This window comes from Indolivaga capnocytophagoides DSM 22835, assembly GCF_000426485.1.
Lineage (GTDB): Bacteria > Bacteroidota > Bacteroidia > Bacteroidales > Dysgonomonadaceae > Dysgonomonas_A > Dysgonomonas_A capnocytophagoides.
Window position 1 is genome coordinate 212,536 of record NZ_KE384529.1, and the last position, 12,707, is coordinate 225,242.

The following is a 12,707-nucleotide window of genomic DNA, read 5'->3' on the forward strand; positions in this document are numbered from 1 at the left end:
TTACATCCAGCAATAGAATAACACATTAAACAACTAATAATAAATGCTTTAAAAAGAAGATTTACCCATATAATATTCTATCAATGCAAAAAACGTCTCTTTAAATGAACAAGCTAAAATAAAACTGAGGAAAGGATAATCTTTCTTTTAAAAACATCAGTAAGCCATAGACGAAACTTAATTCGAAACTTTTCAGACCTCCAAAGCCATTGCTAATATAGATATAGGATGTTCGCATCGCTTAGATGTAGACATTTCGATCTGCCATTTACATGTTTCGCAGTCTGTCACCACATAATCTATATCACTTGACTCTATCTGGTCGAACAAACCTTGGCCAATATCCTGAGATGTTTTATAATTTTCCTTTTTGAAACCATAGGTTCCTGCAATGCCGCAACATTGAGAATCCAATACCTTCAATTCAATATTCGGGATCAGCTTCAATAATTCGAGTGAGTAATATGCCCATCCGAGTTTCTCCATATGACAAGGAGTATGATATGCAACTTTTATCTTCTCTTTCTTGAACTTCAAATCCAATTCTCCTTTACTTAACAACCGATAAATATAACGGGTTGCCAATTCTATATCATCTTTTATATCCTTTGTGTCTATATCCAATAAATGAGGGTATTCGTCCCGAATTGTAAACGTACATGTAGATGATGTCGCTACAACAGGTATCTTTTTATCAACGATAGATTCTCTCAGCGATTCCACATTAACTCTGGCTTGTTTTTTCGCCTGATTTATAAACCCATTGGAAATAAGAGCCACCCCGCAGCATTTTTCTTTTCGCAGCAACTGCACCCCGATACCCAAAGTATTAAATACAGTCACTAGATCTTTTCCCAGTTGCGGATTATTGTAATTTGCATAGCAACCATGAAAATAACTCACCTGTTTAGAATATTGCTTCTGCTTGTCAGCCTGTTTTTTATACCAGCCCTCGAATGTTCCGAATGAATATTTAGGAAAAGTGCGCCTGTGATCTATCTGTAATGCAACATCCAGAACTGACTTTGTAACATTCAATCCCAGCATTGTATTTACAATAGGAGCAAACGGAGTTGCCAGCGTCCCAACCAAATCGGTATTAGCTAGTATGAAATCCCTGACCTTCGGTTTCTTTTTACTATACTTGATTCGAGCCGATTGAATAATATCTCCGATCCTTACATTCGAAGGACAAGAAACTTCACAACGTTTACAATTAAGACAAAGCTTCAGTGCTTCATCATAAAAATACCCTTTTTTCAATCTGAGCCGTTCACCATCGGGTCCGGCCTGTTTAGGTCCCGGATAATCAGGATTTACAGCCGACACCGGACAATACACTGTACATATTGTACATTTTATACATTGTTCGAAGTTGTTGGCACTTATATTATGTTGTTGTAAGTTCATATCTATTTAGTTTTAAGCAAAAAATTCTAAAATGGTAACAAAATCAGAGATCAATAATCAGATAATAGTTATCAATAATACATTCACTAATAACATTTTACTAAAAAGGTAACAAAAGTGACACCGTTTATGCACACTTTGGGATGTTTCCTTTTTCACCACTCTGTCCCCTAAAGGGGATTTAACTGCCGTACGAAAAAGGTTGGGTTATTTCGAAAAAAGGTGACAAAAGTAACACGTTTTATATACATTTTATCAGTCACCTTTTTCCTTTTCAGTTGATAACTGTTGACAGTAAACTGTTAACCGATCCCATCCCTTTCTCTATAGATAAATTCAACTTTGCTTCAATATATTATTTGCTATATGTAATGCAGTCAGTATAGAAACACCTGCACCAGTACCCTCTTTTACAGGATTAAAACCTTCAAGAATAGCACCCGAAACGAAAAGGTTTCGAATAGGTTCTCCCCCTTTCAATCCATTGAAAGCATTATCAGTCTTCACGCCAAATTGCTGATATCCCTGAGCTTTGAACATATTAGAATCATACCATTGCTGGCGGTCAGATAAATAACTTACATCCAGATTAAAGATAGGCTCATACACCTGATCGGATGTCGCGATCAGTCCCTGACTAAAATAGCTTCCGGTTGCCAACACTACATTTTTTGCGACAAATGGAATATCTCCATGATTATAAGAATAAACTCTCGTAATAGAGTTATCCTCCGTATCTGCTTTCTTTATACTATCACCCAGCATATATGTCCCACCCAATCGAAGGAAGTAATCATGCAGATATTGTTGAATCCGTATCCCCATAGCCGAAGGCGGCAATGTCGGCAGCAAAAATATAGGTTTAGATACCATTCTTTTCAGATGGCTAATCGAATCGGATTTAAGCCCGATACACGCCGGAATTATAATAGCGTCGCTATTTCCGCTACGGTCATTTAATATTTTTGAAAACAGATCAAGATTACTCTCTTTATCCAAGATGCGTGCAATATTAGTTGCTCTCAACTCACTGGGATTCCGTCTCAGATAATCAAGGTCGGGAAGATCAAAAATCTCAATATTACTTTCGGTTCCCAGTTTCAGAAATTCATCAGCTATAAACTGTGGATAAAAATCCAGAAACCCGGCAGGATTAAATATAGAAACCTTTTTCCATGGCAACTCAGAATCAGATTCGCTTATACCAAAGTCTGATACGGTAAGCCAGGTTGATTTCAATGTCCCCATCGGTGTAATCCTGTAATGATTATTACGTGCACTGCCTTGCAGGGAAAGCCCTATGCCGGAGAGAAACGATTCTGCATATAGAGATAACTCTTTAAAGCTTTCTTTTCCTAATTTAGAATAAGGATGAGTCGGATTCGTTCTTATCAGATCCTCAACAGCAAGCAAAGGATCGGACACAGCCGAACCATCAGGTAGCGCATTCAGCAAATCGAAAGACCCCGATGAAAAATGTAAGGCACTTTGTCCCGACGAAACGATCACACATCGCTGTCCTTCCTGCGACAAGCGAATACCGCATATAAGTCCGGATAATCCTCCTCCTATTATAATAGTATCAAATTTCATATCAATCCTCCTTATTTTGAGATAAATTCAAACCGCATACACTCTCGTAAACCCAGGTAGTATATTCACTCTCACGCAAAGTGTCACCCCATGCAATAGGATAAACGCCTTTCCATCGCTCATTAAGAAACGATGCAAGCTCCTCTCTTGCTCTTTTCACACAGAATTTATTTTCTTTCGCCATAATACCTGCTGCCCTGCATGCACAAAGTTCTCCCTGACAAGTCCCCATTCCCACACGGGTACGCCTCCGTAAATCAACCAAACTCTTTACATTCAATTCATCAAGCGCATATTTAACCTCTCCTACGGAAACTTCTTCACATTCACAAATCAGGCTATTATCAGCGGCTGTATTATCAGCCAAAACTCCGGCCATATCTCCATGTCGGTAAAGAGCCGATTTGCGTTGCGTAGTAGGTACGGAAATTATCTTACGGTTTATTTCTTCGATATCTTCTCTTGATCCGGGCAAATTTTCATCAGCAGTAGAACAAACAGCCGAGACATTCAATTTTTTACAAATTAGATCTGTAGCCCATTCAGCCATCAACCTATAAGTCATTAATTTACCTCCTGTAATAGTAATATACCCTTCCACTCCGTCTCTTTCGGCATGATCAAGCAAAACAATTCCCCGGCTTACATTACGCCCGGTCGGATCATTATCCGAAGCAACCAGAGGTCTTACTCCTGCATATGCGCGTAAAATGCGGGTTTGAGCCAATCGTGGAGCAAGTTTTTCGCCCTCTCTAATCAATATATCCACTTCTTCAGGAGTAACAATCATATTATCTATCTGATCATAAGGTATATTGGTAGACGTTGTACCTATAAGCGAAATCGTATCACCCGGAACCAGAATATCCGCATCGGCAGGCTTTCGGCATCTGTTCAGTACCATACTGTTTACCCTGTGTCCGAAAATAAGTAAAGCTCCTTTAGCAGGAAGCATCTTTACATTTATCCCTGCGAATGACGAAATATGCTGCCCCCAGATACCTCCGGCATTGACAACAATAGCTCCATATATATTTTTAGTCTCTTTCTTTTTATGATCAAAAACCGAAACACCTACCACCCGATCCTGTTCTTTCAGAAGTCCGATGACTTCATGATAAGTAAGCACTTCTGCACCATGAGCTTTTGCATCAATCATATTTGATGCCGTCAATCTGAATGGATCAACAGACCCATCCGGCACACGCACCGCACCTATTATCGACGGATTGGCAGAAGGTTCCAGCCGTAAGGCCTCCTTCGGATCGATTATATGCGCATTAATACCTGCAACAATACAAGACTCCACAAACTTCGATTGGTAATTGATATCATCTTCAGGCAAACTCAGAAAAAGACCATCTGTTTCCTCTATACAATGGCTTGCTATACGTTTCAGAATCCTGTTTTCTTTGATACACTCCTCAGCAGACTCTCTATCTGTTACCGCATAACGAGCCCCGCTATGCAACAAGCCATGATTTCGTCCGGTTGCTCCGGTTGCAATATCAGACCTTTCTATCAATAACGCAGATAAACCTCTGCGTGAACAGTCCCGGGCAATACCTGCACCGGTCGCCCCTGCCCCTATAATGATAACATCAAATGGATTTATGGAATTAGTCTGTATCATGATAGTTTTCTTAGTTAATGATTCACCACACAAATAAAGCAATAATTTGAAACATTAAAAAATAAAATCGAAAGTTTTTACAAAACAAATCGAAAGTTTTTTTTTATTAAATATTCAATTATAGATAAAAAGCGGAAGCTGCTCTAAGCAACCTCCGCCTGGAATTACGAATTATACTGAAAATAAAAACAAATTAACTCTATAAACAAATCCTAGAAAGTAATCAAATCCAATGCCACCTGAATATTAGCATTATTATTTGCAGGATTCCACATGCCCATAACAGACACCGGTAAGGTATAACTTCCCAGTTGAAGCTTCTTCGATGCTACAATATTCACATTCACGATTCCTGCGTCTTTTGCATAAAAATTAGCGTCCGTTCCTTTTTCGGGGCTCAATGCAAAAGCTCCAGCAATCCCCAAATCCAAGTTAATATAATCGCTGCGTAATACAGGATAATCCATTGACACATAAGTCGAATAAAGATTTTTTTCATTCAAAGCACCTCTATCCCGACCAAAAACAACTGTAGCCCAACTGATATTCAGCGGAAAAGAACCCGAAAAACGGTATGCCAATGAAAGATCGATAAAATGTCCTGTTTCACGTGCACTGTAATTAAACACCTGCCTATTGTTATAAGTAGCATCTTTCGAAAAATTATAAATATCCCAAGCAGCAAATGTAAAACCGGACTTCGAGAAAGTAAAATAATAATCAAACTCTTTAAATTCCCCATCAGTTCCAGCTCCACCCCACAAACCGCCGGTAAAGGTTCCGCTTTTATCTTTGACCCTCAGATCGACATCAGTAACAGCCGAACTTGTTATCTGCAAACCTCTCCACAAGTGCATATTTTTCAATTGCAAAGAAAAATCGACAGGTTTGTACACTTCGCTTTCCTGAGCCAGTAAAATGCCCGAAAAGCAAAAGCAAAAAAATCCTAACAGTATTGACTTTATATTTTTCATGATAATAAAAATGTTAGTGTAAATATTTTAAGGTTATAACGATCTATAATAAGAGTATTAACAATCATATCTTACTCAGATCAAGCACACTAAAGAGAGTTAAGTCCGATATATGCCAAAGCAGCCAAAACAGCACCACAAACAGGAGCCACAACAGGAAGCCAGGCATACCCCCAATTACTATCACGTTTGCCCTTTATAGGAAGAATAGCATGAGCAATACGAGGACCTAAGTCACGAGCAGGATTTATAGCATATCCGGTTGTCCCACCCAAAGACATACCTATTGCAACAATCAGTATTGCCACAGGCAATGGACCTGCAATCTGAGCTCCGGCAGCATACAGAATACCCAATACCAAAACAAAAGTCCCGATCAATTCACTAAAGAAATTACTGAATAAATTTTTAATAGCAGGCCCTGTACAAAATACCCCCAGTTTTGCGTCAGGATTTTCTTCCGCATCAAAATGAGGCATATACATCAGGTAGACTAATACAGCCCCAACTATAGCACCTAACATTTGAGCAATTATATATCCGATTACATTCCCTTTAAACGTTCCGGCCAATGCCAAACCAATGGTTACAGCCGGATTAAGATGTCCTCCTGAATATGGACCTGATATATAAGCTCCTACAAAAACAGCAAATCCCCAACCAAAAGCAATAACAACCCAACCCGAGTTATGACCCAAAGTTTTTTTCAGGCTCACATTGGCACATACCCCTGCTCCAAACAAGATCAAAACAGCTGTACCTATAAATTCGAATAGAATATCCAGTCCCATAGTTTTTAATTTTAAAAGGTATATTATTAAGTAACAATTTGTACGCAATACCTTATTTCAGGGTCACAACTATCTGCAGCCATTATACTTTCGAGACGACAAAAGCCCTGAGACCTTAAAAAAGGTTCTTATTCCGACTGTATCTTTCCTGCTTTATAGATTTTGAGTATGGCTAAAAACGAGCAGGAAAGAGACAGCTTTTAATAAAATGATGGTGTTTGTAGTAAAGTAAAAAGTTTTTAACAGTTCTATAAGTTAACATTTAAGATTCAACCATTCAGTATTCTATTTTATCCATGACTGCGCACGATATACTGCTTCAGACCATTTCTTTTTAGCTAGTAACATATCCACTTTCTCATCCGGAACAAAAGTAGTTTCAACGTGCCATTGCTTACTGATTTCTTCGATATTTTCCCAAAAACCAACAGCCAATCCAGCCAAATAAGCAGCACCCAAAGCTGTAGTTTCTGTAGTTTGAGGACGAATCACGTTTTTACCCAAGACATCAGCCTGAAATTGCATCAGAAGATTATTCCGGGCAGCACCGCCATCAACACGCAACTCTTTTAGTCCGACCCCGGCATCTAACACCATGGCATTAAGAACATCCATAGTCTGATAGGCTATTCCTTCGAGTGCGGCTCTTGCTATATGAGCAGCAGTAGTACCTCTTGATATACCCACAATCGTTCCCCGGGCATATTGATCCCAATAAGGAGCACCCAATCCGGTGAGAGCAGGAACAAAATAAACATCTCCTGTATCCGGAACCTGAGTCGCCAGAGCTTCTATTTCTGATGAAGAATTGATCACCTTCAAACCATCTCTTAACCATTGAACAATAGCTCCTCCGACAAAAATACTTCCTTCCAACGCATAATGAGTTTTTCCATTTATCTGCCAGGCAATAGTAGTCACCAGATTATTTTTCGAAGCTACCGGCTTTTCACCCATATTCATCAAGATAAAACAGCCTGTACCATATGTATTTTTAACCATTCCCGGTTCGATACACATCTGCCCGAACAATGCTGCCTGTTGATCACCAGCAATACCTGCAATAGGAACTTTGGATGCAAAAATTGTAGTTTTAGTATAACCGTATATCTCGCTGGAAGCACATACTTTTGGCAGCATACTTGCCGGAATATTGAAAAGATTCAATAACTCTTCATCCCATTCCAATGTATGTATATTATAAAGCATAGTACGAGACGCATTAGACACATCTGTAATATGAGTTTCCCCACGGGTCAGCTGCCAAACAATCCATGTATCAACTGTACCAAAAGCTAGTTTACCTTCTTCTGCTCTTTTTCGGGCACCTTCAACATTATCCAGAATCCATTTAACCTTCGTTGCGCTAAAGTAAGCATCAACAATCAATCCGGTCTTGCCTTTAATGACAGGCAACAACCCTTCATTCTTCAGCTTATCACAATATTCGGAAGTCCGACGATCTTGCCATACAATAGCATTATATACAGGCTCTCCGGTTTCGCGATCCCAAACAATAGTTGTCTCACGCTGATTAGTTATACCTATTCCGGCAATATTAGTACCGTTTATTCCAATTTTGGTTATCGCCTCTGCTGCCACAGCAGCCTGTGAAGCCCATATTTCATGAGGGTCATGCTCAACCCATCCGCTTTGAGGAAATATCTGAGGAAATTCTTTTTGTGCAACAGAACACACCTCTCCTTGATGGTTAAAAACAATCGCACGGGAGCTTGTTGTCCCTGCATCAAATGCTAAAATGTACTTTTCCATGATGTGTATAAATTAGGTTATAGGTCTGGGACCTTTTTATTTTACGATAAAACTGCTTTCAATTCTAAATACGAAGCAACGCACACAGATTACCAGATAAGATAGTTATGTACCCTTATAAGGAACCAACAAATAATGTTGAGCAAGTTCTATAAACTCCGCTACCTGTTTTTTTTGCCAGTCAATATCTTCATTCAATTCTTCAGCCATAATTTCAGCAACGCTCGGAGCAATATCTATCGCAGCACGGGCATCAATAAACAGAGCTCTCAAACGGCGAGCCAATACATCTTCGACTGTCAATGCCATCTCTTCTCTTACCGCCCAAACAACCTCTGCTCCGGTATAATCAAACCGCGAATGAAGCTTTTCGGCCAAATCAGGACGATCTTTTTGTATTTTTTGTATTTTCTCGTAATCACTGCCATATACATAACTAAAGTCAGATCGATCAACGTTTTCCTTATAACCGTGTATATGCAGACTCTTTGTAACGCATGCCTTATGTGTTAAACCGCACTCAACAATAGTCTTATCCAGAACATCTTCAGCCATATCTCGATAGGTAGTCCATTTTCCTCCGGTAATAGTTACCAGGCCGTTTTTCGATATTACTATTTTATGACTGCGTGATATCTCTTTGGTTTTCTGCCCGTCTGTATTTTTCTTCGGTGCAGCCAATGGCCGCAACCCTGCAAAAACAGATAAAACATCAGCACGGGTAGGTTTCTTAACCAAATACTCTCCTGCAGTTTTTAAGATAAAATTTATCTCTTCCTCTAAAGCCTTAGGCTCAAGAACAGACTCTTTCAAAGGAGTATCAGTTGTTCCCAATACTACTTTACCATGCCATGGAACACCAAACATTACCCGACCATCGCTTGTTTTAGGAATCATTATAGCAGTATCTCCTCCCAGAAAAGACTTATCCACAACCAAATGCACACCTTGGCTTGGACGAACTATATCATCATCTTCGGGTAAATCCATTTTGATCACCTGATCAACAAATATACCAGTAGCATTAATCACTGCTTTCGAACGGAGAGTATATTCTCCACCTTTCAAATCATCGACAAATTTCACTCCGGATATCCGTTCTGAACCATCTTTCAATAAACCGACCACCTTCATATAATTAGCAACAACCGCACCTTGCTCAAGAGCTGTCTGCATCAGATTAATCCCCATACGGGAATCATCAAACTGACCATCATGATAAACGACCCCACCCCGAAGGTTACGGGTCACTATTTGAGGAATTTCTTTCAACACCGAAGCCTTACTCATGGCAAGCGATCGGCCTAATGCTCTTTTTCCTGCTAGAATATCATAAACAGTAAGTCCTATTGTATAAAACGCCTTTTCCCACCATTTATAGTTTCCTATTATAAACCTCTGGTCATGAAACAAATGAGGTGCATTCTTCCTCATAAGTCCACGTTCCCGAAGAGCCTCAACAACTAAGCCTACATCGCCCTGAGCCAGATAACGAACCCCTCCGTGCACAAGCTTTGTGCTTCTGCTGGAGGTTGCCTTTGTAAAATCGGACTGTTCCAACAGTACAACTTTATAGCCGCGCGAAGCAGCATCAACGGCAATCCCTAAACCTGTAGCTCCTCCCCCGACAACCACAATATCCCATAAGATTGTTGTGTCTGATATTTTCTTTATATTATTATCTCTATTCATACACCCTATTTATTAGCTTACCGACAAAGTTAATTATGTATTTGAATAAAAAAAATAAAATCGAAACTTTTTATATCCAATTCGAAATTAATTAATATCTATTAACGGTGAATAAAATCCAAATATGAAACATTTCGAAACTAATAAGATGCAAATATGTTTTATTAAGTACAGATTTCAGATAATAAAGAATAGATAAAGTTTTATTATTATATTTGTAATGTTTTGATCTGCGTTCATTTTCTTACAAACATGAATGCAGACATGACAACTAAAAAATGAGTCTGACTTTTTAAGTAATAGAAAATAATTAATGACATGGGAAACATTGCACAGCGACATAAATCGATTATAGAAGAACTTAAGAAAGACGGATATGTAAAAGTTCAAGACCTCAGCGAAAAGCTCGGAGTTTCGGAAGTTACGATCCGTAAAGACTTAAAATATCTCGAAAGCAAAAAGATGCTGTATCGAAATCATGGTAGTGCCAGCAGCCTGAGCTCTATTATTACCGATAAACATATTGACATAAAAGAAAAAATGTATATCGAAGAAAAAGTCTCAATAGCAAAAGCAGCATGCAAACTTCTTGAGCCGAATGACAAAATTATTATAGCCTCGGGAACCACGCTGCTGGCCTTTGCCAACGAAATAGACGTGAACTCCGATATTACGGTTATAACGTCTTCAGTAAAGGTTTCCCTTGCAATGTGTTACAACCCAAATATGGAAATAGTACAACTTGGAGGAAGCCTACGAAAGAACTCAGTTTCGGTTATAGGTCACTATGCCGAAAATATACTAAAGAGTTTATCCTGTAACAAACTATTTCTGGGTGTAGATGGAATTGACATCGATTACGGACTCACAACCAGTAATATGAGCGAAGCACTTATTAATCAGCAAATGATCGATGCTTCGCAAAAGATAATTGTCCTCACCGATTCGTCAAAGTTCGGAAAAAGAGGATTCTGCAAAATCTGTGATATAAACAAGATACATCATATTATAACAGACAGTAATGCTCCCGGACACGTTTTGGAGATGCTTAGAGACCGGGATATAGAAGTAACTCTAGTCTAAAAAAGATATCCTCTAGCAAGCCTGCTCTCTAAAATCACACATAGAATACATTAAAGGAGATCAGGCTTTAGTCATATTCAATGAATCTTTGGCAATCTCGTCCAATGTAAATCCGGCAAGAGCAGTATCACTAAAAATCACATCTTCTTCAAAAATTGCATTTTTGAAATCAATCTTTTCCATCTTGGCTTTTTCGAAAGTTGTCTTATAAAGAATTACATCCCAAAAATCACATTCGGATAATTTCGATTCTGCAAGAGAAGAATTCTTTATGTGAGAGTTATCAAATACAACCTTATCAAAACTGCTTCCCGAAAAATTAACTTCATCAATAAATGTATTCTCGAGATAACAGGCAATAAAACTACAATTATTAGCTGTTGACCTAATGAATTTCGTTTTTGAAAAATCGACATTCGCAATATATGCATTATCAAAATCAGTGTCTTCAAATATACAATTCGATAAATCAGTCATCAAATCGCTATAAATAAATTCGTTGTTTTTGAATAAAACCTTTATTATAGTTTGTATGACTATAGTAGGTTTACTATTTACACGCCATTCGCGACCGTCATCTTCTTTCACTATAGTTTCGGTATTTTCCCTTACATAAGCACACAGAATATCATGTATAATCCGAACATATCCTTTTTGGATCTCATCTCCAACTGAGGATTCCGATGCAATCTGATGAAGGGCATATACTCCGGAAAGAATAGAACTTACATTCTCACTGCCCAACAATGTAGCTGCATCTTTGAAACGGGTATTTATTTGTCCTTTTTCTGCAATATTGTTTTGCCGTATTTGCTCTGCAACTCTCCTGTTATTTATCCATAAACCAAGAAGAACCAAGGCTCCCCCCAAAACCGTAGCTACCGTCTTTACATATTCGCCTAATGCCGAAGGCGTATCCCCAAACAATGCTATATGAGCATCCAACTTATAGAACAAGACACCAACAAGAATGGTTAGCGATATGATAATAAGAAAGATGTATCTATAATAAATAGTCGAGAGCCTCTTTTTATTGTTTTGAAACAGCACCGTTAATGTTTTGTTCTTCTTCGACATAAATGTATGTATTACAAATGTTTCGAATGAAACATTTTAACTATTGAATGACAGTATTATAATTATATATCCCTAATGATGGAACTTCATTGATAAGAGAAGTTAAAGCAATATCACTTTTTATCCTTCCCCAGAAATTCTAAAGCTTTCAGATAACGCTTCAACCTGTTTATATCCTCTTCTACTATAACAGATAATCTCGAAACATCTAAATTATCTTTAATGTCCGCAATTTTTACAGCCACAGCTATCTGATTCCACGAAACACGCCTGATAAACTCTTCGTAAGTTTCCTTTTCATCCTTTGATAACGAAACAATAGCATCTACCAAATAAGCAGGAATGCCTTCTTTCAATAAATCCTGAGAAGTCAAATCCGTATCCTCCAAAACATCATGCAATATAGCCACTATTTTTTCATCGGTTGTAGCCACCTGATTCATAACTCTCAACGGATGAAATATATAAGGCTTTCCAGCCTTATCTTTTTGTCCAAGATGTGCATTAACCGCTATTTGGAGAGCTTTTTCTAGTGTAGTCAGGTTTGTCATTTCCAATTTTGAATAAAAGATACAATAAATTTATTTAGCCGGAGAGTCAAAGTTAAAACAATTAAAGCTCAAATCAAAAAAGGATATTCTATTTTTCTAGAAAATGCAACCAAAACAGAATGCTTCCTGA

General features: G+C 38.3%; 10 protein-coding genes. 1 reads left to right on the forward strand and 9 read right to left on the reverse strand.

Annotated features, from left to right (window positions below):
• Positions 1–192 precede the first annotated feature (192 nt).
• The 7 genes from glpC to K322_RS0114335 all read right to left on the reverse strand — a co-directional run bounded on the left by glpC (position 193) and on the right by K322_RS0114335 (position 9,866).
• Positions 193–1,410: an anaerobic glycerol-3-phosphate dehydrogenase subunit GlpC gene (glpC, locus tag K322_RS0114305; RefSeq protein WP_026627492.1), complete on the reverse strand. Its 1,218-nt coding sequence runs from the start codon at positions 1,408–1,410 to the stop codon at positions 193–195.
• Between the two features lie 336 nt (positions 1,411–1,746).
• On the reverse strand, positions 1,747–3,003 hold the full coding sequence (gene glpB, locus K322_RS0114310; protein WP_026627493.1) for a glycerol-3-phosphate dehydrogenase subunit GlpB: 1,257 nt from the start codon (positions 3,001–3,003) through the stop codon (positions 1,747–1,749).
• A 1-nt stretch (position 3,004) separates the two neighbouring features.
• Entirely contained in the window at positions 3,005–4,636 is a 1,632-nt protein-coding gene (gene glpA, locus K322_RS0114315) for an anaerobic glycerol-3-phosphate dehydrogenase subunit A (RefSeq protein WP_026627494.1), read from the reverse strand.
• A gap of 212 nt (positions 4,637–4,848) precedes the next feature.
• Positions 4,849–5,610: a hypothetical protein gene (locus tag K322_RS19560; RefSeq protein ID WP_035332188.1), complete on the reverse strand. Its 762-nt coding sequence runs from the start codon at positions 5,608–5,610 to the stop codon at positions 4,849–4,851.
• 89 nt (positions 5,611–5,699) lie between these two features.
• Positions 5,700–6,401 (reverse strand): MIP/aquaporin family protein, encoded by a 702-nt coding sequence (locus K322_RS0114325; protein WP_026627495.1) that lies wholly within the window; start codon positions 6,399–6,401, stop codon positions 5,700–5,702.
• A 285-nt stretch (positions 6,402–6,686) separates the two neighbouring features.
• Positions 6,687–8,174, reverse strand: coding sequence for a glycerol kinase GlpK (gene glpK / locus K322_RS0114330; protein ID WP_185095090.1), 1,488 nt, complete (start codon positions 8,172–8,174; stop codon positions 6,687–6,689).
• 105 nt (positions 8,175–8,279) lie between these two features.
• A complete protein-coding gene (locus K322_RS0114335) occupies positions 8,280–9,866 on the reverse strand; it encodes a glycerol-3-phosphate dehydrogenase/oxidase (RefSeq protein ID WP_026627497.1) in 1,587 nt (528 codons plus the stop codon).
• Positions 9,867–10,184: 318 nt separating this feature from the next.
• Here K322_RS0114335 and K322_RS0114340 point away from each other — a divergent pair, with 318 nt between their 5' ends.
• On the forward strand, positions 10,185–10,949 hold the full coding sequence (locus K322_RS0114340) for a DeoR/GlpR family DNA-binding transcription regulator (protein WP_026627498.1): 765 nt from the start codon (positions 10,185–10,187) through the stop codon (positions 10,947–10,949).
• Between the two features lie 60 nt (positions 10,950–11,009).
• Here the strand turns inward: K322_RS0114340 and K322_RS20375 are convergent, their stop codons facing one another.
• Together K322_RS20375 and K322_RS0114350 are read right to left on the reverse strand one after the other, a co-directional pair.
• Positions 11,010–12,026 carry a pentapeptide repeat-containing protein gene (locus tag K322_RS20375; RefSeq protein WP_026627499.1) on the reverse strand — a complete coding sequence of 339 codons (1,017 nt, stop codon included), beginning with the start codon at positions 12,024–12,026 and terminating at the stop codon, positions 11,010–11,012.
• A 113-nt stretch (positions 12,027–12,139) separates the two neighbouring features.
• The gene (locus K322_RS0114350) at positions 12,140–12,577 is read right to left on the reverse strand and encodes a hypothetical protein (protein WP_026627500.1); all 438 of its coding nucleotides are present in this window, start codon (positions 12,575–12,577) and stop codon (positions 12,140–12,142) included.
• Positions 12,578–12,707: the final 130 nt, after the last annotated feature.